Origin of the sequence: Dongia deserti (genome assembly GCF_003574735.1) — a bacterium.
Lineage (GTDB): Bacteria > Pseudomonadota > Alphaproteobacteria > Dongiales > Dongiaceae > Dongia_A > Dongia_A deserti.
This window is the reverse complement of the sequence record NZ_QORW01000003.1, coordinates 59,265-82,820: the sequence shown is the minus strand read 5'-3', so window position 1 is coordinate 82,820 and position 23,556 is coordinate 59,265. Positions and strand designations below refer to the sequence as shown.

24 protein-coding genes are annotated in these 23,556 nt (G+C 64.6%); 11 read left to right on the top strand and 13 right to left on the bottom strand.

Going from position 1 to position 23,556, the window contains the following annotated elements:
- Nucleotides 1-10: 10 nt before the first annotated feature.
- The 4 genes from DTX69_RS05560 to DTX69_RS05545 are packed head-to-tail and all read left to right on the top strand — an operon-like array spanning nucleotide 11 to nucleotide 4,066.
- The gene (locus DTX69_RS05560) at nucleotides 11-544 is read left to right on the top strand and encodes a PAS domain-containing protein (protein WP_119300524.1); all 534 of its coding nucleotides are present in this window, start codon (nucleotides 11-13) and stop codon (nucleotides 542-544) included.
- A 48-nt stretch (nucleotides 545-592) separates the two neighbouring features.
- The gene (locus DTX69_RS05555) at nucleotides 593-2,572 is read left to right on the top strand and encodes an oxidoreductase (RefSeq protein WP_119300523.1); all 1,980 of its coding nucleotides are present in this window, start codon (nucleotides 593-595) and stop codon (nucleotides 2,570-2,572) included.
- Between the two features lie 6 nt (nucleotides 2,573-2,578).
- On the top strand, nucleotides 2,579-3,529 hold the full coding sequence (locus tag DTX69_RS05550) for an ornithine cyclodeaminase family protein (RefSeq protein WP_119300522.1): 951 nt from the start codon (nucleotides 2,579-2,581) through the stop codon (nucleotides 3,527-3,529).
- 45 nt (nucleotides 3,530-3,574) lie between these two features.
- Entirely contained in the window at nucleotides 3,575-4,066 is a 492-nt protein-coding gene (locus tag DTX69_RS05545) for a hypothetical protein (protein WP_284735566.1), read from the top strand.
- Here the strand turns inward: DTX69_RS05545 and DTX69_RS05540 are convergent.
- Nucleotides 4,063-4,704 carry an alanyl-tRNA editing protein gene (locus DTX69_RS05540; RefSeq protein WP_119300521.1) on the bottom strand — a complete coding sequence of 214 codons (642 nt, stop codon included), beginning with the start codon at nucleotides 4,702-4,704 and terminating at the stop codon, nucleotides 4,063-4,065. The genes DTX69_RS05545 and DTX69_RS05540 overlap by 4 nt on opposite strands.
- Nucleotides 4,705-4,829: 125 nt before the next feature.
- Nucleotides 4,830-5,846, bottom strand: coding sequence for a 1-aminocyclopropane-1-carboxylate deaminase (locus DTX69_RS05535; protein WP_119300520.1), 1,017 nt, complete (start codon nucleotides 5,844-5,846; stop codon nucleotides 4,830-4,832).
- 157 nt (nucleotides 5,847-6,003) lie between these two features.
- On the opposite strand from DTX69_RS05535, the gene DTX69_RS05530 reads away from it, so the two are divergent.
- Entirely contained in the window at nucleotides 6,004-6,474 is a 471-nt protein-coding gene (locus DTX69_RS05530) for an Lrp/AsnC family transcriptional regulator (protein ID WP_119300519.1), read from the top strand.
- Here DTX69_RS05530 and DTX69_RS05525 read toward each other — a convergent pair.
- Genes DTX69_RS05525 through DTX69_RS05515 form a run of 3 tightly spaced genes read right to left on the bottom strand, consistent with a single transcriptional unit; the run spans nucleotide 6,463 to nucleotide 9,477 of the window.
- The gene (locus DTX69_RS05525) at nucleotides 6,463-8,136 is read right to left on the bottom strand and encodes a glycosyltransferase family protein (protein ID WP_119300518.1); all 1,674 of its coding nucleotides are present in this window, start codon (nucleotides 8,134-8,136) and stop codon (nucleotides 6,463-6,465) included. The genes DTX69_RS05530 and DTX69_RS05525 overlap by 12 nt on opposite strands.
- A 10-nt stretch (nucleotides 8,137-8,146) precedes the next feature.
- Nucleotides 8,147-9,022: an oxygen-dependent coproporphyrinogen oxidase gene (gene hemF, locus DTX69_RS05520; protein ID WP_119300517.1), complete on the bottom strand. Its 876-nt coding sequence runs from the start codon at nucleotides 9,020-9,022 to the stop codon at nucleotides 8,147-8,149.
- Nucleotides 9,019-9,477: a tRNA (cytidine(34)-2'-O)-methyltransferase gene (locus DTX69_RS05515; protein ID WP_119300516.1), complete on the bottom strand. Its 459-nt coding sequence runs from the start codon at nucleotides 9,475-9,477 to the stop codon at nucleotides 9,019-9,021. Before DTX69_RS05515 ends, hemF begins: the two co-directional genes overlap by 4 nt.
- Nucleotides 9,478-9,755: 278 nt before the next feature.
- Here DTX69_RS05515 and petA point away from each other — a divergent pair, with 278 nt between their 5' ends.
- From petA to DTX69_RS05490, 4 genes are all read left to right on the top strand, one after another.
- On the top strand, nucleotides 9,756-10,298 hold the full coding sequence (gene petA, locus DTX69_RS05510; RefSeq protein ID WP_119300515.1) for a ubiquinol-cytochrome c reductase iron-sulfur subunit: 543 nt from the start codon (nucleotides 9,756-9,758) through the stop codon (nucleotides 10,296-10,298).
- A gap of 16 nt (nucleotides 10,299-10,314) precedes the next feature.
- Entirely contained in the window at nucleotides 10,315-11,718 is a 1,404-nt protein-coding gene (locus DTX69_RS05505) for a cytochrome b (protein WP_322090877.1), read from the top strand.
- The gene (locus DTX69_RS05495; RefSeq protein ID WP_119300514.1) at nucleotides 11,718-12,488 is read left to right on the top strand and encodes a cytochrome c1; all 771 of its coding nucleotides are present in this window, start codon (nucleotides 11,718-11,720) and stop codon (nucleotides 12,486-12,488) included. The genes DTX69_RS05505 and DTX69_RS05495 overlap by 1 nt, the downstream gene beginning before the upstream one ends.
- Nucleotides 12,489-12,622: 134 nt before the next feature.
- A complete protein-coding gene (locus DTX69_RS05490; protein WP_119300513.1) occupies nucleotides 12,623-13,480 on the top strand; it encodes a VOC family protein in 858 nt (285 codons plus the stop codon).
- Here DTX69_RS05490 and DTX69_RS05485 read toward each other — a convergent pair.
- Together DTX69_RS05485 and gcvA are read right to left on the bottom strand one after the other, a co-directional pair.
- Complete coding sequence (locus DTX69_RS05485; protein ID WP_119300512.1) at nucleotides 13,477-14,442, bottom strand: dipeptidase; 966 nt, start codon at nucleotides 14,440-14,442, stop codon at nucleotides 13,477-13,479. The two genes, DTX69_RS05490 and DTX69_RS05485, sit on opposite strands and share 4 nt — an antisense overlap.
- Before the next feature lie 42 nt (nucleotides 14,443-14,484).
- A complete protein-coding gene (gcvA, locus tag DTX69_RS05480; protein WP_119300511.1) occupies nucleotides 14,485-15,417 on the bottom strand; it encodes a transcriptional regulator GcvA in 933 nt (310 codons plus the stop codon).
- Nucleotides 15,418-15,533: 116 nt separating this feature from the next.
- Between gcvA and DTX69_RS05475 the strand changes: the two genes are divergently transcribed.
- Nucleotides 15,534-16,757, top strand: coding sequence for an MFS transporter (locus tag DTX69_RS05475; RefSeq protein ID WP_119300510.1), 1,224 nt, complete (start codon nucleotides 15,534-15,536; stop codon nucleotides 16,755-16,757).
- A gap of 10 nt (nucleotides 16,758-16,767) precedes the next feature.
- Here DTX69_RS05475 and DTX69_RS05470 read toward each other — a convergent pair whose 3' ends face one another.
- From DTX69_RS05470 to DTX69_RS05450, 5 genes are all read right to left on the bottom strand, one after another.
- On the bottom strand, nucleotides 16,768-17,565 hold the full coding sequence (locus DTX69_RS05470) for a nucleotidyltransferase domain-containing protein (protein WP_119300509.1): 798 nt from the start codon (nucleotides 17,563-17,565) through the stop codon (nucleotides 16,768-16,770).
- Nucleotides 17,566-17,629: 64 nt separating this feature from the next.
- Nucleotides 17,630-18,733, bottom strand: coding sequence for a redox-regulated ATPase YchF (gene ychF / locus DTX69_RS05465; RefSeq protein WP_119300508.1), 1,104 nt, complete (start codon nucleotides 18,731-18,733; stop codon nucleotides 17,630-17,632).
- An 18-nt stretch (nucleotides 18,734-18,751) separates the two neighbouring features.
- Complete coding sequence (gene pth / locus DTX69_RS05460) at nucleotides 18,752-19,354, bottom strand: aminoacyl-tRNA hydrolase (RefSeq protein ID WP_119300507.1); 603 nt, start codon at nucleotides 19,352-19,354, stop codon at nucleotides 18,752-18,754.
- A gap of 26 nt (nucleotides 19,355-19,380) precedes the next feature.
- Entirely contained in the window at nucleotides 19,381-20,121 is a 741-nt protein-coding gene (locus DTX69_RS05455; protein ID WP_119300506.1) for a 50S ribosomal protein L25/general stress protein Ctc, read from the bottom strand.
- A gap of 125 nt (nucleotides 20,122-20,246) precedes the next feature.
- Entirely contained in the window at nucleotides 20,247-21,182 is a 936-nt protein-coding gene (locus DTX69_RS05450; protein ID WP_119300505.1) for a ribose-phosphate pyrophosphokinase, read from the bottom strand.
- A gap of 325 nt (nucleotides 21,183-21,507) precedes the next feature.
- Between DTX69_RS05450 and DTX69_RS05445 the strand changes: the two genes are divergently transcribed.
- Nucleotides 21,508-22,341, top strand: a complete 834-nt coding sequence (locus tag DTX69_RS05445) for an AraC family transcriptional regulator (RefSeq protein WP_119300504.1) — start codon at nucleotides 21,508-21,510, stop codon at nucleotides 22,339-22,341.
- A 60-nt stretch (nucleotides 22,342-22,401) separates the two neighbouring features.
- Here DTX69_RS05445 and DTX69_RS05440 read toward each other — a convergent pair whose 3' ends face one another.
- Entirely contained in the window at nucleotides 22,402-23,529 is a 1,128-nt protein-coding gene (locus DTX69_RS05440) for a cysteine desulfurase family protein (protein WP_119300503.1), read from the bottom strand.
- Nucleotides 23,530-23,556: the final 27 nt, after the last annotated feature.

Below are 23,556 nucleotides of genomic sequence, written 5' to 3'. Positions count from 1 at the left end.
ATAGAGAGCCATGGCCCCTTGGACCGCTGGCATCGATCGGGCGATTTCGGATCCCTTGCTTCGCCAGATCTTCGCTTATTGGCAGGCCAAGGCCGCGAAGCGCGGGGCGCTGCCGGCCCGCGCTGATATCGACCCGGTCGATCTGGCTAACATCCTGCCGGCGATCAGCCTGATCGAGGTGAGGCGCGATGCGGCCAACAGGGCAGGCCGCCTGCGCTATCGCGTAGTGGGCAGCCTGCATGTCGAGATAATGGGTCGCGATGCGACCGGTGAGTTGATCGACCTCAGCGCGGCGGATGATGGCGCCGCGGCCGCGGCGGTCGCCACTGGCCGGCCGGTCCATGCGCAACGCACCTTCAACCCGGCCAACGGTGTCGCGCTGATGTTCGAGACCTTGATCTGCCCGCTCGCCGCTGACGGTGTCACCGTCGACATGCTGCTCTGCGCCGTCGCCCCGCATTACCAGCCAAAGGATCTGCCGGCCGCCCGAGTCAACCGCTTCGCGCGCCGCTCTCTAGCCGGTCTTACGTCGTTCGGGTGCTAACGCTCCGCCTCTGAGGTCGCTACCATCGCCTCAATCTGGGAGAGGACGATGGATCATCCGGCAATCTTTCAACCGCTTCAGTTACGACATCTCACTCTGCGCAACCGCATCGTGTTCGGCGCGCACACCGCGAACATGAGCGTGGATGGTCTGCCGGGCGACCGGCATCTCGGCTACTACCGCGAGCGCGCCATGGGCGGTGCGGCAATGATCGTGGTGGAGCCGGTGCCGATCCACAGGACCGCGGTGCTGACGCGCGGCAATTTCCGCGCGGATGATGATTCCGTCATTCCGCACTTCCGCCGCATCACCGAAGCGGTGCATGCCGAAGGCGCGCACATCCTGCAACAGCTCTATCATGTCGGCGCGCACGGCGATTGGGATAACTCACTTGCCTACAACTGGTCGCCGTCCGGCTTGCCGTCGATGCACGATTCCGACGGCAGCCACGCCATGACCCAAGGCGAGATCGCGGACATCGTCGCATCCTTTGCGCGCTGCGCCGCCCGGGCCAAGGCAAGCGGCTATGACGGTTGCGAGCTGATGGCAGCGTACAACGCACTGATCGAGCAGTTCTGGTCGCCAGTCACCAACCGGCGAGACGATCGCTATGGCGGCAGCTTCGAGAATCGCATGCGCTTCTCGGACGAAGTCCTGCAGGCGATCCGTAGGGCCTGCGGTGAGGATTTCGTGATCGGGCTCGCGGTCAGTGTCGATCCGGCGCGGCCCGATGTGCAATCGATCGAGAGCTTGCAGGAGGTGGTTGGGTGGCTCGATCGGCACCACTTGTGCGACTACGTGACGGTCGGCACCGGCAGCTATTTCGATTTCACGCGCATCATCCCGCCGGTGGTCTATGAGGACAAGCTCGGGGCGCCTTATGCGGCGGCGCTGAAGGAGGTGGCGAAGAACCTCCGCATTCAGGCGGAAAGCCACATCCGCACGCCGGATAACGCAAACTACATTCTGGCATCGGGCGGCGCCGACATGATCTCAATCGTGCGCGGGCAGATTGCCGATCCGCACTGGGTCAACAAGGCGAAGGCGGATCGCGCATCGGATATCCGCCCGTGCCTCTCCTGCAACCAGATGTGCTGGGGCCGCCGCTCGCGCGACTATCACATCTCCTGCCTCATCAACCCTTCGGCTGGACGCGAGTTCGAATGGGGCGGCGATCGCTTTACACCGAGCGCAAAGCCGAAACGGGTGCTGGTGGTGGGAGGTGGACCGGCCGGATTGGAAGCCGCGCGCGTGGCGGCGGAGCGCGGCCATCGCGTGACTCTGGCGGAAGCATCGGACAAGCTGGGCGGACAATTTCGTCTCGCGGGGATGCAGCCGCGGCGCGCGCAGATTCTCGATTTCCTCGATTGGCTCGAGAGACAGCTGGAGCATCTGCAGGTGGAGGTGCGGCGCAACACCTATCTCGATGCCGAAGAGATCGCAGCGATGGGCTACGATGCGGTGATCCTGGCCACCGGTTCTTCGCCGACGGACGCACCGACCCAGCGTTATTGGCCGCATGCCGAGGCCGATAAGGCGTTGCGCGGCCCTCATATCTGGCCGGCGGAAGCAGTCATGGCGCGCGAGGCGCGTCTCGGCAAGCGCGTGCTGGTGCTGGACGAGGGCGGCAACTACAAAGGCGTGGGCACTGCCTGGCATCTGGCGGAAGCGGGACACGAGGTGACCATCGTCACGCCCGACCCACAGGTGGGCAAGGAGCTGATCCGCACCGCGATCGACGGACCGGTGCGCATGCGTCTTGCCAAGCTGGGCACGAAGTTCCTCGTCGAATCCGCACTCGCAGATTTCGCGGATGGCAAGGCGCGGATCGTGAGCCTTCTGGATGGCAGCGAGACGATGATCGAGATCGACGATATCGTGACCGGCTTGACCAACGTCTCGAATGATTCAATCGCGCGCGATTTGCAGGCGACGGGCATGACGGTGATGACGGTCGGCGACTGCATCGCGGCGCGGCACGCGGCGGCTGCGCTCTATGATGGGCGGCGCGCTGGCATGGAGGTCTAGGCCATTATGCATTGGCTCGACGCGGAGGCGGTTCTGCATTTCGGCGATTTCCGTCGCCTGGTGCCGGCGATCCAGGAGATGAACAAGCGAGGCACCGATCGCATCGAGCGCATGCTGCTCAGCCAGAAACTAGCCGCCGGCGCGCAGAATGACTGGCTGATGCTGCCGGCGTGGCAATACGACACCTGCTTCGGCATCAAGGTCGCCAGCGTCTTTCCTGGCAATGCCGCAAGGAACCTCGCCAGCGTGCAGGGCGCCTATCTGCTGTTCGACGGCAAGACCGGCGAGACTCTCTGCGGCATGGACGGTCCTATGCTGACCCTGCGCAAGACTGCCGCGAACTCGGCGGCGGCCGCCGATTGGCTGGCGCGCAAGGATGCGCAGACCCTATGTATGATCGGCGCCGGTGCTCTGGCGCCGCACCTGATCGAGGCGCATTGCGCCGTGCGACCGATCCGCCAGGTATTGTGGTGGAACCGCAGCCGGCCGGCCCTGGAGCGCGCCATCGCGGCGCTGGCGGCGCGCCTGCCGAAGGTTGCGCTCGTGGCGGCTGACGATCTGCACGATGCCGTTTCCTTCGCGGACATCGTCTCCACCGCCACCATGGCGACAGAGCCGCTGGTCAAGGGTGTCTGGCTGCGCCTTGGCACGCACCTCGATCTGGTCGGCAGCTACCGGCCGGACATGCGCGAAGCGGACGATGACTGCGTCAACTTCGCTGCCCGCCACTATGTCGATGCGCGGTTCACCACAATCGAGGTGGCCGGCGACCTCACCCAGCCCATTACATCGGGTGTGCTGGACCAGGCTTCGATCATCGACATGGAGCAGGTCGCACGTGGCAAGAAACCCAAACGGATCTCCGACGACGAGATCACCTGGTTCAAGTCCGGTGGCGGCGGACACGAGGACCTTGCCACCGCTTGGGCGATCTACAAGGCGTTCAAGGCGGAGTAGGCGAGGAACGCAGCGGCGTGCCATGATGGCGCTGAGGAGGGCCCCGTGAATCCCGAGCAGAATCCGTTTGCCGACGATCCCGACCGCCGCGAATTGTGGGAGATGCTAGTGGCGCGCGACATCGACGCGTTCCTCGCCGCCGACTGGGGCAGGATCGACGACGACTTCAAGCGCGACGGCTTCATCGGGCTGCACGCCCGTCATTCGCCGGATACCGACCGCTGGCGGCTCGCGTTCGGCACGGTGGAGGCGTATCGCGACGAATGGCTGCGCCAGGCGCACGAGACGCGCAAGATCGCCTATGCCGAGCCGCTGCGGGCGGCGATCTTCCGTGCCACGTCGCTTACGGACATCGACATCAACGGCTCGGTCGCTGTGCTGCACAAGAAGTTCAATGGCGCGATCCGGCGCGCTGATGGCGGCGCGGACCGCTTGCTGTGGCAAACGCTCTATTTCTGCGCGCGCGATGCCGGCTGCTGGCGCATCGCCGGTTTCGTGGGTTACATGCCCTACACCTTGACCAGTCCGGCCGACTAGCCGGCCAGTCTGATCTCGATCCGCTCCTTGCCCTTGCCGATATTGACGCGCTTCAGGGCAATGGCGCCGATTTCGCCGGTGCGCTTCAGGTGCGTGCCGCCGCAAGGCACGCGAGCGAAGCCTTCATTCTCCCAATAACGGCGCTGGTTCGCCTCGTCGCTGAAGGCGCTGACGATCGCATGATCGGCGGCGATGAGCGCGGCTGCCTTCTCCTGCATCATCGGGAACAGCTTGGAGATGTTCTCCGGCCATTCGAAGTCGATGCGCGCCTTGTCTTCGGCGATGTGCGCGCCGATCTTCTGGATGCCGGGCAGGTTCTGGTAGGCGAGCTCCAGGATGATCTCCGCCGCCAGATGCAGCCGCATCAGCCTCAACCGCCGAACGCCGTCGATTCCGATCGTAACGGAATCGCCAGTCTTCAATCCATGATCAGGCTCCAGGCGGTAGACGATATCGCGGCCATCCTTGCGCGCTTCCAGCACCTTGCATTCACCAATCGTACCAACATCGCTCTCCTGCCCGCCGGAGAAGGCGTAGAAGATGGTCTCCTCCAGCCGCACCTGATCGCCCTCGACCGCTGCGATGCGCGTGTCGAGCGTGGTGCGATAGGAGTTCTGCCAGAAGAGCTTCGCGACCACGAGCTCAATTCCTCTCTCTCACGTCATTGCCGGGCAATCCAAGTTCGTCCCCAGGCAACTCTCAAATTTGGATCACCGGGTCTCGCAGCTTCGCTGCGGCCCGGTGATGACGGGTGGAGCGAAGTCTATCCATTCCGGAACAGGTACGAATAGCCGTTGATCGCCGGCACGCCGCCCAGATGGGCGTAGAGCACCTTCGATCCGGTCGGAATTTCCTCGCGGCGGATTATGTCGATCATGCCCTGCATGCTTTTGCCCTCATAGACCGGGTCGGTCATCATGCCTTCCATCCGCGCGCTCAAGCGCATCGCGTCCAGCGTCTCGTCCGACGGCACGCCATATTCCGGATAGGCGTAGCGCTCGTCCAGCACCACGTCTTCGTCGGTGATGCGCCGGCCGAGCTCCACCAACTCGGCCGTGTTCTGCGCGATGCGCTTCACCTGCTCGCGCGTCTCCGTGGGCTTGGCAGAGGCATCGATGCCGATCACGCGATTGGCGCGGCCATCGACCGCGAAGCCGACGATCATGCCAGCCTGCGTCGAGCCGGTCACCGAGCAGACGAAGATATAGTCGAACTTGAAGCCGAGCTCCGCTTCCTGCGCGCGCACTTCCTCCGCAAAGCCGACAAAGCCAAGGCCGCCCAGCTTGTGGTCGGAGGCGCCGGCCGGAATCGCATAAGGCTTGCCGCCGCGTTCACGCACGTCCTCCAGCGCGGCTTCCCAGCTCTTCTTGAACTCGATGCCGAAGCCTTCGTTCACCAGCTCCACCTCGGCGCCCAGGATGCGGCTCATCAGGATATTGCCGACGCGGTCATAGACGCCGTCGTGCCAGTTGACCCAGCTCTCCTGCACCAGCCGGCATTTCATGCCGAGCTTGGCGGCGACCGCCGCGACCTGGCGGGTGTGGTTGGATTGCACGCCGCCGATCGTCACCAGCGTGTCGCAATTCTGCGCGATCGCCTCCGGCATCAAATACTCGAGCTTGCGCACCTTGTTGCCGCCGAAAGCGAGACCGGAGTTGCAATCCTCGCGCTTGGCCCAGATTTCCACTCTGCCGCCGAGATGGTCGCTGAGGCGCTGGAGCTTTTCGATCGGAGTCGGGCCGAAGGTCAGCTGAAGGCGTGGAAACTTGTCGAACCGCATCGGTGTCGCCCCTCCTTGAATGAACTCAAAAGGCTATTCAGGGCGGCGACTCCGATCAAATGCGTTATTCCAGCTGTACCCGCGGAAAAACGTCGCTTGACGCGAGTGGATATGATTTTATGGCGCTAGTTCCACGAATGGCGCAGGAAAAGTGCGCATGGCCGAAACACGGAAGCTCGACAAAATCGACCGCAACATCCTGAGACAGCTGCAAGCCGACGCCGGCATCACGAATGCGGAGCTGGCGAGCCGGGTGAACCTCTCCCCGACCGCGGCCATGCGCCGGGTCGACAAGCTGAAGCAGGACGGCATCATCCGCAAAGTGGTCGCGCTGGCGGACCCGGCGAAGCTCGACCTCACCACGCTGGTCATCGTCGGCGTCGTGCTCGACCGCTCGACGCCGGCCTCCTTTGCCGAGTTCGAGGAGGCAGCCCGCAAAGTGCCCGGCTGCCTCGAATGCCACCTGGTCGCCGGCGAGTTCGACTATTTCCTCATCGTCCGCACCAAGGATCTCGAGCGCTTCAACAAGCTGCACGCCGACGAGATCCTGACCCTGCCCGGCGTGCGGCAGATCCGGACCTTCTTCGTGGTGAAGCAGATCATGTCGACGACCGAGCTACCAGTGTAGGCGGCGGCTCGACCACAGCGGCCGAGTCACGGCGGCCAAGGTGCCATCGGGCCGGCGCTCGACATCGTAGTAGAAAGGGTGTGCGGGCGGTTCGGTCGTTCTGGGCTTCGGCCAATCGAGCGCGTGCGCATCGAACGGATGATGCACGCGCAACCCGGACTTCGGCGGCAGATGTCCGACACCGGCGCGGCACAGCGCAAAGTTTCCGAACAGGCTGGAGCGGACTACGGCAATGTGGCCCAGCGACGTATCGCACCAGATCGGCTCGCGCGACCAGTGGGCTGCGATCTCGTGACCGAGGGCGGGATGCGTGCGCGGCAGTTCCTGGACGCGCAGCATCGGACCGACGGCCTCGACATCGGGAAAGCGATCCAGCAATTCGTCGTAGAGCGCAAAGGCCTCCGCTGATGTGGTCGAGAAGTCAACCGCGCCGGAGGCGATCGCGTAGCGCTGCGGCTCGCCCCAGCGCTTGAAGTAGTCACGGATCACGTGTTGCAGGGACTGGGCCTGCTGTTCCGGCGTGCCGGGATCGATGACACGGACTAGGGCGCCGTCCTGCTGCAATCGGCCGATCGCTCCCTGCGCCTTTTCACCACCGGCGCCGCCATCGATCAGGACGAGCTCGGTGGGGACGGACTGCGTGCGATACGAGGCCGCGATGGCTTGCAGCCGCGCGCCGAGATCGCCGCAGGTCAGGAAGATCGGCATGGGTCGCCGGCGACAATTCAGCATGTGCACGATGCGCGGCGCCTTCTTGCGCGAGAGGCTGAGCTCATCCAGCACCGGCTGCGGCACGGCACCGCGCAGCGCGCGTTCGTCGATCTTCATATCATGCAGCGCGGCGGCGGCGATCAGGTCTCCCGCAGAAGGAGCGGCGTCGACCCGCAGCGGCATATTCCCCGGCTTGTCCGCCAGCGAGAACCAATCCTGGAACGCGAAGGCGCGATCCGGGTCCTCGGGCCGGAAATCCACCCACACATTCGGAATGCCCAACGCTTCCGCAAAAACCAACCCGTGCAGCGAAGAGCCGGCGATTGTCTCGCATTCCATCATTCGCGCGAAGAATTTGGGTGCGGGATCACGCACATCGAGCACCAGCACACCATCCTGCCCGCGCAGATGCGCAATGCCGGGATGATTGCGGTCCTCGACATGCGGAACGAGGCCCAGCCGATGCGTCGGCGACCGGGCGGGCATGAGCGGGGCGAGGCGTCGCGCGACCAGATAGGCCGGATCGCCGAGCGGCACGTCGCGCAAGCCGCTGACCTCCGGCTGCAGCAAGCTGTGCGTCAGCTTGCCGCGCAGCGCCCAGATGTGCTCGCCTTCCAGCTCACCGATGCCCAGGGTCGGCTGCAAGCCAGAGCCCCAGACATGCGACAAAGGCGTCGCCCAGTGCAGGATGCTGCCGACCGCCAGCAGATGCTCGCCAGCCGCGGGCGGTCTCCAGACGGTCGGGCGCTCGGTCGCGTATTGCACGGCGACGGGGCTGATCAGGTCACCGATATTCTTGATGTCGATGGCGTAGGAGAGGGCGATCGGCGGCGCGTCGATCGCCGGCGGTTCTCCCGCGCGCTCGAGGCAGGAACGCTTGACGATATCAGCGTCGTCACGCGATCCGGAGCCTCGGATGCGGTCGAGCAGAGCTGCGATCTTGCCCTTCATGCAGCCGCGCTCACGGCCACATCACCTCGGGTGGTAGCGACATCAGGATCGCTTCTGTATTGCCGCCGGTCTTCAAGCCGAACAACGTGCCCCGGTCATAGAGCAGGTTGAACTCGACGTAGCGCCCGCGGCGGATCAGCTGCTTGCGGCGCTCCTCATCCGTCCAATCCTTGCTCATGTGCCGACGGACGATCTCGGGATAGATCGCGAGAAAGGCCTCCCCGACCGCACGAGTGAACCCGAAATCCTTGTCCCAATCGCCGGTATTCAGGTTGTCGTAGAAGATGCCGCCTACGCCGCGCGGCTCCTTGCGATGCGGTAGATAGAAGTACTCGTCGCACCACTTCTTGAAACGCGGATAGTAGGTCGCGTCGAAGCGGTTGCACGCACCCTTGAACGCCGCATGAAAATCGGCAGCGTCCTCCGCGTGCGCCTCGGGAAACATCGGCGTCAGGTCCGCTCCGCCGCCGAACCAACTCTGGCTTGTCACGATATGCCGGGTGTTCATGTGAACGGCGGGCACGTGCGGCGACCGCATATGCGCGACCAGCGAGATACCGCTGGCCCAGAACGCGCCGCTTTCTGCCGCACCCGGGATCTGCTTGCGGAACTCCTCGCTGAAAGTGCCGAACACGGTGGAGACGTTGACGCCCACCTTCTCGAACACGCGCCCGCGCATGACGGCCATGGTGCCGCCACCGCCTTCACCACCACCGGCGTCGGGCCGCTTCCAGGGCGTGCGCGCGAATCGACCCGCCGGCAGATCGCAATGGCGCGTCGCCGTCAGCGCGTCCTCCAGCCGTTCGAATTCCGCGCAGATGTGGTCGCGCAGGGATTCGAACCAGACGCTGGCCTGTTGCTTGTGATCCGCCGGGTAGGAACTCATGAGCTCGGAAATCCCAGTTGCCGCATCGCTTCGCCCGTGACGATGGCCGCCGCCATTGCCACGTTAAGTGATCTGAGGCCCGGGCGCATCGGGATCCGTATGCGCAGGTCCGCCGCCGCGTGCACGTCGTCCGGCACGCCCGCGCTCTCGCGCCCGAACAACAGCGAATCGGCGGCTTCGAAGCGGCACGCAACGTGCGGCATCGGGGCCTTGGTGGTCAGGAGAACGAGCCGTCCCGGTCGCCCGGTCCGTGCCGCTTGATAGGCATCCCACGAGCGGTGGCGGTGCAGCTCCACGTGCTCCAGATAATCCATGCCCGCGCGCCGGAGCCGCCGGTCGTCGAAGACAAATCCGCAGGGCTCGATCAGGTCGACCGGCAGCCCAAAGCAGGCCGCTAGGCGCAAGATTGCACCGGTATTCTGCGGGATGTCCGGCTGGTAGAGCGCAAGCCGCATAGCGAGGCCTGATCCTTTGCAAATCAAGGGCTTTTCCATTATACCGGCCGCCGGGGTGAAGCCAGTTGAAACCGCCAAGCACGGAGCCTTCCGCCGAATGCGGCGACTTGTCGCAATTGGGTGCGGGGGCAGCCTTCAAGGCGCGTGATATAAGGCGGCATCCAACGGACAAGGGTCGCTGAACCGCCGGGAAAATTGGGCCTTTTGGGGCGCTTGCCTGAAAGGTGTCCAGGGGCTCTCCGGATCCGGGAAAAGCGGCCGGTTAAGGGATGAATGTAATGGCGGATACCACGCATGGCGGGTCGGCTTCCGGCACCCGTCGCGACTTCATGAACCTACTGGTCAATTCAGTAGCGGCGTTCGGCGCCGCCGCCGTGGCCTGGCCCATCATCAGCAGCCTCAACCCGTCACAGGACGTGCTGGCGCTGTCCTCGACCGAAGTGGACATTTCGCAGATCGAGGTCGGGCGGGCCATCACCGTGAAGTGGCGCGGCAAGCCGGTCTTCATCCGCCACCGCACGCCGCAAGAGATCAAGGCAGCGGAGGACGTGAACTTGGGCAATCTGCGCGACCCGCAGCCTGACAGCGCGCGCGTTGAAAAGCCCGAATGGCTGATCGTGGTCGGCATCTGCACGCACTTGGGCTGCGTGCCGCAGGGCCAGAAGCCCTCGGAACCGCGCGGCCAGTTCGGCGGCTGGTTCTGCCCATGCCACGGCTCGGAATACGACACCTCCGGTCGCATCCGCCGCGGTCCCGCGCCGACCAATCTGGTGGTGCCGCAATACACCTTCGAATCCGACACGCTCGTGAAGATCGGTTGAGGGAGGAGAGAGAATCATGGCTGCTCCCGTTTTCAAGAACCCGGTCATCCGCTGGATCGATCATCGCTTGCCGATGTTCAGCTACCTGCATCACGAGGCGTACGAGTATCCGACGCCCAAGAACCTGAACTACTGGTGGAACTTCGGCTCGCTCGCCGGCTTCATGCTCATCATCATGATCGTGACCGGCCTCGTCCTCGCGATGCAGTACACGCCGCACGTCGATTACGCCTTCAACTCGGTCGAGCGCATCATGCGCGACGTCAATTGGGGCTGGCTCCTGCGCTATCTCCACATGAACGGCGCGTCGATGTTCTTCCTTGTCGTCTACATCCACATCTTCCGTGGCCTCTATTTCGGCTCCTACAAGGCGCCGCGCGAACTGCTGTGGCAGCTTGGCGTCCTCATCTATCTGTTGATGATGGCGACGGCCTTCATGGGCTACGTGCTGCCCTGGGGCCAGATGAGCTTCTGGGGCACGACGGTCATCACCAACCTGTTCTCGGCCGTTCCGTGGATCGGCGACAGCATCGTGACGCTGCTGTGGGGCGGTTTCTCGGTCGACAACCCGACCCTCAATCGCCTGTTCGTGCTGCACTTCCTGCTGCCGTTCGTGATCGTGGCCGTGGTGCTCATGCACATCGTGGCTCTGCACCGCTTCGGCTCGAACAACCCGCTGGGCATCGACACCAAGGGCCCGCAGGACACCATCCCCTTCCATCCGTACTACACGGTGAAGGACATGTTCGGCCTCGGCATCTTCCTGATCTTCTACGCCTTCTGGGTGTTCTGGGCGCCGAACGCACTGGGCGATCCGGTCAACTACGAGGTCGCCAATCCGCTCTCCACGCCGGAGCACATCGTGCCGGAGTGGTACTACCTGCCGTTCTACGCCATCCTGCGTTCGATCCCGGACAAGCTGCTGGGCGTCGTCGCGATGTTCGCTTCGATCCTCATCCTGTTCGTCTTGCCTTGGCTGGACCGCTCGCCGGTGCGCTCGGGCACCTTCCGGCCGGTGTTCAAGTGGTTCTTCTGGCTCCTGATCTTCGACTGCGTGATCTTGATGTTCTGCGGCAAGTATCCGCCGGAAGCCTACTGGATGCCGTTCGATTTCCAGATCGTCGATGCCGACACCTTCACCGACCGCGTGGCGGAGCTCAGGGGCGTCTCGCCTGACGAAGCGATGAACGCAGTTGGCGAAATGTGGGGTGTGAACGCGGCCAGCGGCTCGTTCGGTATCAAGATTGTGCGGTTAGGCCAGCTCGGCACGCTTTACTACTTCGCGTACTTCCTGATCGTGCTGCCGCTGCTTTCGATCTTCGAACGGCCGCGGCAGGTGCCGGTGTCGATCAGCAAGCCGGTGCTTGGCGGCGGTCAGAGTGTGGCGCACGCCACCGCCAAGTCGATGGAGAAGGCGTGATGTCCAAGGGTCGTATTGTTCTCGGGCTGGTGACGATTCTCGTCGGTGCCGCCGCGGTCGGCATCGTGGCTGCCAACCCTGTTCACCACACGGAGATCCACACCCGGAGCTGGAGCTTCGAGGGCTTCTTCGGCTCGTTCGACCGGGCGCAGCTGCAACGCGGCCACGTGATCTACAAGGACGTCTGCGCCGGCTGCCATGCTATGAACCTGCTGGCCTATCGTGACCTGCAGGACATCGGCTACACCGAGGACGAGGTGAAGGCGTTCGCGGCCGAGGTTCAGGTGCAGGACGGCCCCGATGACACCGGCGAGATGTTCGAGCGTCCCGGCCGGCCGTCGGACCATTTCAAGGCGCCGTTCCCGAACGAAGAGGCGGCACGCGCCGCAAATAACGGCGCCTATCCACCGGATCTTTCGCTAATCGCGAAGTCGCGGGCCGGCGCTGGCTTCCTGGGCCACGACGGCGCGGATTACATCTACAGCCTGATGGCCGGCTATAAGGAGCCGCCGGCAGATGTCGAAGTTCCGGAGGGCATGTACTACAACGAAGCTTTCGAAGGCCATCAAATCGCCATGCCGCCACCGCTGTCCGACGGCGAGACGAGCGTGGATGAGCAGGCGCAGGACATCGCGGCATTCCTGACCTGGGCGGCCGAGGGCAATCTGGAAGAGCGGCACCGGACCGGCATCAAGGCGGTGCTGTTCCTGGTGATCTTCACGCTGCTGGCCTATACCGTCAAACGGCGCGTCTGGGCCAACGTGCACTGAGGCTGGGCAAGATCTGTCGCGTTTTTTACGCCGAATCGGCCGGAAAACGCTCCGGATAACAAACATCGCAGCATGACGACCGCCGCCGAGTGGCTTACATTCGGCGGCGGTTTTCCTTCGGTGGAGCTTTGCTGATGGCGCTCGATGCCTGCGGCATCACCGGCATCGATCACACCCTGGTCGGCGTGCGCGACCTGGAAGCGGCGCGTGCGGCTTGGGCCCGCCTCGGCTTTACCGTCACGCCGCGCGGCCGTCACATCGGCTGGGGCACCGGCAATTACTGCATAATGCTCGAGGAGGGTTATATCGAGCTGCTGGGCATCGTCGATCCTAGCCAGTTCAGCAACAATCTCGACAAGCTGCTGGAGCAGCGCGAAGGGCTGCTGGGTCTCGCCTTCGCGACGTCGGACGCCAATGCCTGCCGCGACGCGCTGGACGCCGCAGGCCTGAACCCGGATGGACCGAAGCAGCTGAAGCGCGATCTCGAGCTTCCCACCGGCACCGTGACCCCGGAATTCCGTCTGGTGTTCCTGCCACCGGAATCGACGCCCGAGGTCAGCGCCTTCGTCTGCCACCACCTCTCCCCGGAACTGGTCCGTCGCTCCGACTGGCTGCAGCATGCGAACGGTGCGCAGCGCCTGCTCTCCGTGACGGTGGTCTGTGCCGATCCGGTCGGTGCCGCGATCGGCTACCTGCCGATCTTCGGCCCGGAGCGGATCAAGGTCACGGATCAGATGACGTCGGTTTCCTGCGGCGCCGGTGCAATTCGCTTCACGAAGCCCGAGGCGCTATCGCAGATCTACCCTGGCGTGGTGCCCGGGCCCTTGCCCGAGCTGCCATTCCCCATTGCGATGAAGCTGCTGGTTGCCGACAAGACGCGATGCGTCGCGCACCTGAAGAACGCCGGCATCGCCTTCCATGCAATTGCCCGCGGCTGCCTGGTGCCGCCGGCGGAGGCGAACGGCGCGATCGTGGAGTTCGTCGCAGGCTAACGCCAGGTCGTTTCGGCCACGCGCACGAAATTGAGCCCGAAGATGTTGTCGATCGCCGCGTCGTCGTAGCCGCGCTGGCGCAAGAGCTGCTCGATCTCGGGCAGAACCTCAGGTCCGGCGCCGCCCACGAGCGTGCGATTGTAGCGGCCGCTGGCGGGCCACCAGTAGCTGCGGTCCTCGTGCTTCGGATGATCGTCGACGCCGAGGTCGAAGGAGATGTCGATGCCGATCCCGACATGGTCCGGCCCGACGCGTTGCACCATGTAGTCGATGTGATTGGCCATCGGCTCGGCGAAATTGTCCTCGGCGCCGAGGAACAGGCGGATGCCGTTGATACCGATGACCCCGCCAGTCGCGGCGCAGGCGTCGATCTGCCGATCGGTGACGTTGCGCTGATGATCCACCAGCGCGCGGGCATTGGCGTGGGAGAAGATCACCGGCTTCTCGGACGTCTCGATGATGTCGAGGCTGGTGCGCTCGCCATTGTGGGAGCAATCCATCAGGATGCCGGCGCGGTTGACCGCACGCACCACCTCGCGGCCATAGGCGGTCAGGCCCTTGTCATCGTCATCGTGACACCCGCCGCCGACGGTGTTGTTGCGGTTATAGACCAGGTGTGCCTGCCGGACGCCGAGATTGCGATAGACCTCCACCATGGCAACATCCTCGAGCAGCATCTTAGAGCCCTCGAGGTCGAACGCGACGGCGAGCTTGCCGGCTTCCTTCGCCGCTTTCACGTCCGCCATGGTATCGACCAGCACGAATTCATCGGAATGCTGCGCAAGCCAATGCCGGAACCAGGCGATGGCCTTCATCACCTGCTCGATAGGGTTCATGTCCATGCCGACATTGATCGAGACGAAATCGAACCCCGCCTTCTTGTGCCGGCGCAGCGGGCCCATGTCGATGCCGCTGAGCAGCGGCAGGCAGGAATGGGCGTCCCAGCGGATGGCGGTCGGCATGATGCATTCTTCTCCAATCTTGGGGACGCCGATCGTCTGCGATCAGACGCGTGATTGCAACAGATGCGGCTTGGCTGTCGGCTCCGGCAGTGAGCCAGCGCCCACCGCCTCCAGCAGCCACGCGCGAAAGGCGCGCACCGCCGGCCGGCCCATATTCTCCGGCGGATAGACCAGGTAGTAGGCCATACCTTTCGAAAGGCCCTGCGGCAACGGGGCAACCAGCCGGTTGCTGGCAAGCTCATCGGCGATAAGCGAGCGGCGAACCAGGATGACGCCCTTGCCGGCGACGGCCGCCTGTACGCCGATCGCGGTGTCGATCAGCAGCGGGCCGCGCCGCCAGTCGATCTCCATGCCCTGCGCGGCGAACCACAGCCGCCAATCGTCCCGCGTCTCGATATGGAGCAGGCGATGGTGGAGGAGGTCCGCCGGCTTCCTGATGCGGCCGCGCCCAGTGAGCAGGCGAGGGCTGGCGACGGGGATGAGATCATCATCCAGCAGCTTTTCGCTCACCAGCCCCGGATAGCGCCCGGTGCCATGCCGCACGGCAAGATCGACATCTTCGCCGCGCAGGTCGATCAACCGGGTCGAGGCGTCGATCCGCACGTCGATGTCCGCATGGAGATCCTGGAACTGCTGCAGCCGCGGCACCAGCCATTGGACGGCAAAGCCCGGCGTGCAGGTGATGCAAATGGAGCGTGGAATTGCGCCGGCCGACAATTCCGCCGTCGCCGCCGCGATCTGGTCAAAGGCGCCGCTGATGGCAGCTAGATAAGTGCGGCCCTGCGCCGTCGGCTGCACCTGCCGCGCGCGGCGTTCCAGCAAAGGAAAACCAAGCCACTGCTCCAGATTCTGGACTTGCTGGCTGATGGCGCTCGGCGTGACGTTGAGCTCGTGGGCTGCCCGCTGCATGCTGGACAAGCGCGCGCTGGCTTCGAAAGCCCGCAAGGCATTGAGCGGCGGCAGGTTCCGTTTCATACGTTAGAAGAACTAAACTCATGGGTTAGAGCTTTGAGATTGATCATGGGCCGCCGATAGTGCCAGATCAAGCGGGCTGACGCCTGCCAACGGCCATATGGAGAAAATCTTAAGCTATGACGCGGGCAGTACCGAGATTGGACGCGCGCTGGGCGATCGTGGCGGTTGGCTTCGTCGCGCTCAGCCTTGCTTTCTCCGGGCGCAGCATGCTGAGCCTGGCGATGGAAGAATGGGTGCGCGAGTTCGGCTGGACCAAAGCCGGCATCTCGGGCGTCATGACCGCGACCCTGGTCATCATGGCTGGCCTGGCGCCGCTGGTCGGCTATGCGATCGACCGCAGCGGCCCGCGCATCATCCTAGCCGGCGGCCTCCTGATGGTGGGTGCGAGCTCGGCCGTGCTCGCCGGCATGCATTCCATGCTGGCCTTCATCATCGGCTTTGCGGTTCTGGGCGCGCTCGGCTTCGGGCTGGTCGCCACCCACGCGGTCAGCAGCGCGGTCGCGCGCAGCTTCGACGTGGGGCAGGGACGCGCGGTCGGCATCGCGACTTCCGGCTCGACTGCGGGGCAGTTCGTGTTCATGCCCATCCTGGGGCTGGTGCTGGCGGGCGGCGGCTGGCGCCTGGGCTACGAAGCCCTCGCGGCGGCGTGCCTCATTGTGGCGATCATCGCCTGGTGGCTGTTGCGCAACGCGGCGGCCGGCGCCGTGCCACGGGCCGCGTCCGAGGGCACGCACGAAGGCTTCATCACGCGCGTCGGCTACCTGCTGCGCCGCCCCGCCTTCCACGGGCTGTTCTGGAGCTTCCTGCTGTGCGGCTATACCTCGACCGGCGTGGTGGAGACGCACCTCATTCCCTTCGCGCAGTTCTGCGGCATTCCGCCGGCGCCAAGCGCGCTCGCCTTCGGCATCCTGATGGGCGTGAACACCTTGGGCATGGTGGCGGCTGGCTATCTTACCGACCGGATGAATCGTACGGTGCTATTGGCAAGCATCTACTTTTTCCGCTCGCTCACCTTCCTGATGCTGCCGCTCTTGATCCAGGAGACGGCGATCCTGTGGATCTTCGCCTTCCTGTTCGGCGTGTTCGACTACGCGACGGTCCCGCCGACTGCCAGCCTCGCCGCCAGCCACCTCGGCAAAGCGCGGGTCGGCACCGCCATGGGCTTGATCTCCGCCGGCCATGCGATCGGCGCGGCCTTGGGCGCCTTCGCCGGCGGCTACCTGTTCGACCTCACCGGCGGCTATACTTGGCTGTGGTCGAGCTCGTTCGGGCTCGCTCTGGCTGCGGCGATGATCGCGGGATTGGTGCCGGCGCGATCGCGCACCCCGGCGCTAGCATAAGTCGTCTACGTCACACGATTGCTTCGGCCAGATAGCGACGCACCGTAATCTCGGCCGCTGGATTGCGATTGCTCGGTACCGTCGTGCGCGTGAGATCGAGATACACATCCATCGCACGGACCAGGGCGGTTGCACACGCAGCGCGATCCGGAGGTGGCGTCAAGGCAGCGAGCAGCGGGATGGCCTCAGGAACTAGGCGCTCGATGTGCCGGACCTCATACTGCCTATGTCCAGCACGTTCCGCGAGCAGCGGCCCGAACACCCGCCGTCGCAGCAAGGCGAACATATCCAGCCCTTCGAAGATCTCGCCGCGGCCGACCTTCATCGCGGCATAATGCACCCAGATCCAGAACCGCTCCTCGAACCATTCTGGCAGTTGGCGCGGCCAATGCGGCGCCGACCGCTCGAAGAGACCCCGGATGCTGTCATCGCGCGCCCACACGACGATCGGGTCCTCGACGCGCTCCTTGAGCGCCTCCAACGTGAGGACCTTGTAATCGACATGCAGGGGCGGGGTTTCATACAGGCAGATCATGAGCCGCGGCTCGCCCACGTGCTCACCCGTGAAGGCATGGAGCAGGGGAGCTACCCTGTCCGCCATCGCACGTCGGTCCTCGAGCACGGATGCGTACGACTCCGCTTCCGCGACTAGAATACAATCAAGGTCTGAGTATCGGTCGGTCGTGCCGCTGACGTGAGAACCGCCCACCAACAGGCCGATGAGGCGTGGGTCTCGCCGCGTAACATCGGCGATGCGCGCCAGTAAGGACTCGTGCTGCGCCAGCTCGCGCGATTGGGCGTTCTTCATGACTGACCTGCCGGGTTGCCGCAATCAACAGCTAGGGCCGCCCAGCCGTCCGGTCAAGAAGGCGTCAAACATTGAATCGAAAGTGCAGCACGTCGCCGTCCTGCACGACGTAGTCCTTGCCTTCGGAACGGAGCTTGCCGGCGTCGCGGGCGCCGGCTTCGCCGCCGTACGCGACGAAATCTTCGTAGGCGATGGTCTCGGCGCGGATGAAGCCGCGCTCGAAATCGGTGTGAATGACGCCGGCCGCTTCCGGCGCCTTGGCACCGTGGCGCACGGTCCAGGCGCGCGCTTCCTTGGGACCCACGGTGAAGAAGGTGAGGAGGTCGAGCAAAGCATAGCCGGCGCGGATCACGCGGGCGAGGCCGGTCTCGTGCAAGCCGAGATGTGACAGGAACTCGGACTTCTCCGTTTCGTCTTGCAGCTGCGCCACCTCCGCTTCGATCGCGGCGGAGATCACCACTGCCACCGCGGCTTCGGCTTTGGCGCGTTCCTCGACCTTATTGGAATAAGCGTTGCCGGTCGCGGCTGCGCTTTCTTCGACATTGCAGGCGTAGAGCACGGGTTTGCTGGTCAGCAAAGCCAGCTGCTTGAAGAGCGGCTTCTGCTCCGGCGAGAGCTTGGCGATCACCGTGCGCGCCGGCTTGCCATCGCGCAGCGCGTTGAGCGCGGGCTCCATCACCTCCATCAGCGCCTTGGCTTCCTTGTCGCCGCCCTTGGCCCTTTTGGCGGCGGCATCGAGGCGCTTCTCGAGGCTCTCGAGATCAGCCAGCATCAGCTCGGTCTCGACCGTCTCGGCATCGCGGATCGGATCGATCGAGCCTTCCACGTGCGTGACCTCGCCCTCGAAGCAGCGCAGCACATGCACGATCGCATCGACCTCGCGGATGTTGGCGAGAAACTGGTTGCCGAGCCCTTCGCCCTTGCTGGCGCCGCGCACCAGGCCCGCGATGTCCACGAACTCCAGCTGCGTCGGGATGGTCTTGGCCGACTTGCCGATCGCGGTGAGCTTGTCGAGCCGCGGATCAGGCACCGCCACGCGGCCAACATTCGGCTCGATCGTGCAGAACGGATAGTTCGCCGCCTGCGCCGCCGCCGTGGAGGTGAGGGCGTTGAAAAGCGTGGACTTGCCGACATTAGGCAGCCCGACGATGCCGCAATTGAAACCCATGGTTCTCGAATTCCTTGATTACTCTTGGTCCTGCCGCGGAGGCTTCGGCGGTGGCGGGTTTATCACCTGCGCCACCTTCGTCATGAAATGCTCGTGGCCCCGCTCGAACAGCAGCGGGAAATTGTCGGCGATGGCGCCGACGATCTTCTCGACCTCCGGCTTCTCCTCGGCATCGAAATCGTGCAGCACATAGTGCTTCACGAGATGCTTGATGCCCGGATGGCCGACGCCGATGCGCATGCGCCAGAAATCGGGGCCGATATGGGCATCGATGGAGCGGATGCCGTTGTGCCCCGCCGTGCCGCCGCCCTTCTTGACGCGGACCTTTCCGAACTCCAGATCGATCTCGTCATACAGCACGACCACGTCGCCCGGGTCGAGCTTGTAGAACTGCGCCGCCGCCTGCACCGCGCGGCCGCTGTCGTTCATGTAAGTCTGCGGCCAGAGGATCAGAGCCTTGTCGCCGGCCAGCGTGCCCTCCGCGGCCAGCGAATGGAACTTCTCGCGGGCTGGAGAAAAGCCATGGCGGCGAGCGATCGCGCCCGCCGCCATGAAGCCGACATTGTGGCGATGCCCTGAATGCTGTGCGCCCGGATTGCCCAGGCCGACGATCAGACGCATCGCCAGCTCCCAACCGATGGAGCGCGTTACTTCTTCGCCGGACCCTTTGCCGGGGCGCCAGCAGCGGCACCCGCAGCCGGGGCAGCGCCGGCAGCCGGAGCACCAGCCGCGGCAGCACCGGCAACCGGTGCAGCAGCCGCAACCGGAGCGCCCGCCGCCGCAGCGGCAGCCGCCGCAGCGGCCTCGATCTCGGCCTTGAGGCCGGACGGGGCACCGATGGTGACCACGGTGAAGTCACGCTCCTTGACGGTCGGCGTGGCACCCTCAGGCAGTGCGACACTGCCGATATGGATGCTGCCGCCGATCTCGAGGCCCGTCACATCCACCTCGATCTGCTGCGGAATGTTCTCGGGCGAGCACAGGAATTCGATCTCGTGCCGCACCAGGTTGAGCACGCCGCCGCGCTTGAGCCCAGGCGAAGCGCCTTCGTTCCTCACCACCACCGGCACGTGGACGCGGATCTTGGATTCCTTGCTCACGCGCTGGAAGTCGGCATGCAAGACCTTGTCGGTCACCGGATCGAAATGCACGTCGCGCGGCAGCACGCGATGCTTGGTGCCGCTGAGGTCGAGGTCGAGCAGGGTCGCAAAGAACGCCTTCCTGTGTACCAGCTTGACCAGTTCCTTAGGATCGAGCGAGATCAAGGTCGGCTCCTTCTTCTCGCCATAGATCACGGCAGGGACGCGGCCAGCACGACGAGTCGCACGAGCAGCCCCCTTACCAGCGCGGTCGCGAGCCTCCGCGCGAATGGATTCAACTGCGGGCATGATTATCTCCTTTCATCCTGCAGCATCTCCGCGGGCGGACCATCCGCCCGGCGGAACCGATCGGCCTCCAGGGGTGCCGAACGGATTTTGAACCGGATGGCGCGAACCACCCGGGCAATGCGTCTTCAGTCGAACAGACTGGAGACCGAACGCTCCTCGCTGACGCGGGCCATCGCCTCGGCCAGCAGGGGCGCGATCGTCAATTGGCGCACCGTCTGCGAGACCCGCACCGCTTCGGTGCCTTGGATCGAGTCGGTCATCACCAGGGATTCCAGGGGCGAGGCCGAGACGCGCGCAACCGCACCGCCCGACAGCACGCCGTGCGTGACATAGGCGCTGACCGAGGCCGCACCCGCTTCCTTGAGCGCGACGGCCGCATTGCACAAGGTGCCCGCGCTGTCGACGATGTCGTCCACCAGGATGCAACGCATGTCCTTCACTTCGCCGATGATGTTCATGACCTCGGAGACGCCGGCGCGCTCGCGCCGCTTGTCGACGATGGCAAGATCGGCATTCAGGCGCTTGGCCATCGCGCGAGCCCGGACCACGCCGCCGACGTCGGGTGACACCATGCACAGATTGTTCTCGCCGTGGAAGCGCTCCTTGATGTCCTTGATGAGGACGGGCGCTGCGAACAGATTGTCGGTCGGGATGTCGAAGAAGCCCTGGATCTGTCCGGCGTGCAGGTCGACCGTCAGGACTCGATTGGCTCCCGCCGTCGTGATCAGGTTCGCCACCAGCTTGGCGGAGATCGGCGTGCGCGACCCCGATTTGCGGTCCTGGCGGGCGTAGCCGTAATAGGGCAGGACAGCGGTGATGCGGCGCGCGGACGCGCGCTTCAACGCATCCATGATCACCAGCAGTTCCATCAGGTTATCGTTGGCGGGGAAGGAGGTCGATTGCACGACGAACACATCCTCGCCGCGTATGTTCTCCTGGATCTCGACGAACACTTCCATGTCGGAGAAGCGCCGGATGCTGGCATTCACCAGCGGCAGGTTGAGATAGGCCGAAATGGCCTCGGCCAACGGCCGGTTGCTGTTGCCCGTCAGGATCTTCATCGTAACGCCGCGCTGCCCTAAGTTGCCCGCCCGTCGCCCCGCCGCCACCGGGAGACAAAAAAACCGCCACCCCGATGTCGGTCGAGGGGCGAAAAGCGCGCGGAATGTAACAGCGCGATGACGGGCTGGCAATGCCTTTGGCGGGGTCGGGATATGAGTACTAAGCCTATGATCTATACTGGTTTATGGCCGGTCCGCGCGACTCGGCCGGACCGCCATTCCGTTCCTGCAAACCGGCTGCCGAAACAATGCCGATTGCGCAAGACCGATCAAGCGGGCGGCACGCGGGCGGGCGAGAGTGAGCCCGTGCTGACATGAGGCTGCTATGGACCCGATCGGAAAGGCCCTGTGGTTCATCGAAAGCCACTTCAGTGGCGAGATGACGCTTGACGATGTCGCCGGCGTGGCGGGCGTCTCGCGCTACCACCTGACCCGGGCTTTCGGGGATGCCACCGGCCATTCGGTGATGCGCTACATGCGCGCCCGCCGGTTGACCGAGGCGGCGCGGTCCCTGACCAACGGGGCGGCCGACATTCTCCAGGTCGCGCTCGCATCGGGCTACGGCTCTCACGAGGCATTCACCAGGGCCTTCCGGGACCAGTTCGGCTGCACGCCGGAGCAGGTCCGCGCGCAAGGCCATCTCGGCAATCTTCCGCTCGTGGAGGCGATCAAAATGGATGAGACCTTGATGGCGAAACTGGATGCGCCGCGCTTCGAGAACGGCAAGCCGCTGCTGATCGTGGGCTTGAGCGAGCGCTACACCTGCGAATCCAGCAAGGCGATTCCGGCGCAGTGGCAGCGTTTCGGGCCGCACATCGACAATATTCCGGGACAGGTCGGCAAGGTCGCCTATGGCGTCCGCTGCAATGCCGATGAGTCCGGCAACTTCGACTACGTCTGCGGCGTCGAGATCTCTGACTTCAGCGACGTGCCGCCGGAGTTCGCGCGCCTGCGCATCGCGCCGCAGCGCTACGCTGTGTTCCGCCATCGCGATCACATCTCGGCCATCCGCCGGACGATGCACACGATCTGGAGTAAATGGCTGCCCGAATCCGGCCACGAGGTCGTCGACGGCCCGGATTTCGAACGCTACGGCGAGGAGTTCGATCCGAGGACCGGCAACGGCGGCCTGGAGATCTGGATTCCGATCAAGGCCTAGAGCGCAGCCAGGCACGCGCCGCCACGCGTTGTCGGCCATCGCTTGCCTTCTCGTCTTCGCTCAGGCGACCGGCTTCAGTTCGTCGGCCAAACGCTTCAGCACCTGGTCGATCTCGGCTTCCGTCGTGCTGCGGCCGAGGCTGAATCTGATTGCGCCGCCGCCGATCTCGGGGCGTACGCCCATGGCCTTCAAGACCGGGGAGAGCTCGATGCGTCCGGCATGGCACGCCGAGCCCGTTGATGCCGCAAGGCCATCCAGCCGCTGTAGCAGCTCGGCGCCGATCTTGCCGCTGAAGGCAACGTTCAGCGTGTTGGGCAGACGATGCTCGTGGTGACCATTCAGGACGACCCCGTCGCCGAACTGTCGGTTCAGTCCCTCCCAGAGCCGATCGCGCAGAGCCCGGACACGCGCCATCGGTGCGAGGTCCTCGACCAGGGCACAAGCCGCACCGAGACCGATGGCCAGCAGCGCACTCTCTGTCCCGGCGCGCCGGCCGCGCTCGTGCCCGGCGCCATGGATCAGTGGTTCGAGCTCGATCCCTCGCTTGACGTAGAGGGCGCCAACCCCCTTGTGGGCATAGAGTTTGTGCCCCGCCATCGTCAGGAGATCGATGTTCAGCGCGTCGACCTTGGTCGGAATCTTGCCGACCGACTGCGCGGCATCGGTATGGAGCAGGATTCCGTGCTCGCGTGCGATGCGCCCGATCTTGTCGATCGGCTGGATCGTGCCGACCTCGTTGTTGGCATGCATGACGGAGATCAGAATCGTGCCGGGCACGATCGCGCGCTGCACGTGGTCGGGGTCCACCCGGCCGCTGCCATCGACGGGTAGATAGGTCACCCGCGCGCCCAGCCGCTCCAGGAACTTGCAGGGACCGAGAATCGCGGGGTGCTCGATCTGGCTGGTGATAATGTGATCGCCCTTGTGCCTGTTCGCAAAGAAGATGCCCTTGAGCGCGAGATTGTTGGCTTCGCTTCCGCCGCTGGTGAAGATAATTTCATCAGCCCCGCAACCAAGGAGCGCCGCCACTTGGCCCCGGGCTGTTTCCAACGCAACCTTGGCCGGCATGCTCGCCCAGTGGCCGCTTGACGGATTGCCGAAAGCGTCCTCCAGGAAGGGCCGCATCGCTGCAGCTACCGAAGGATCGATCGGCGTGCTGGCGTTGTAGTCCAGATAGATCGGCGTCATATGGACCTCAAAGCGTCATGACCTTGT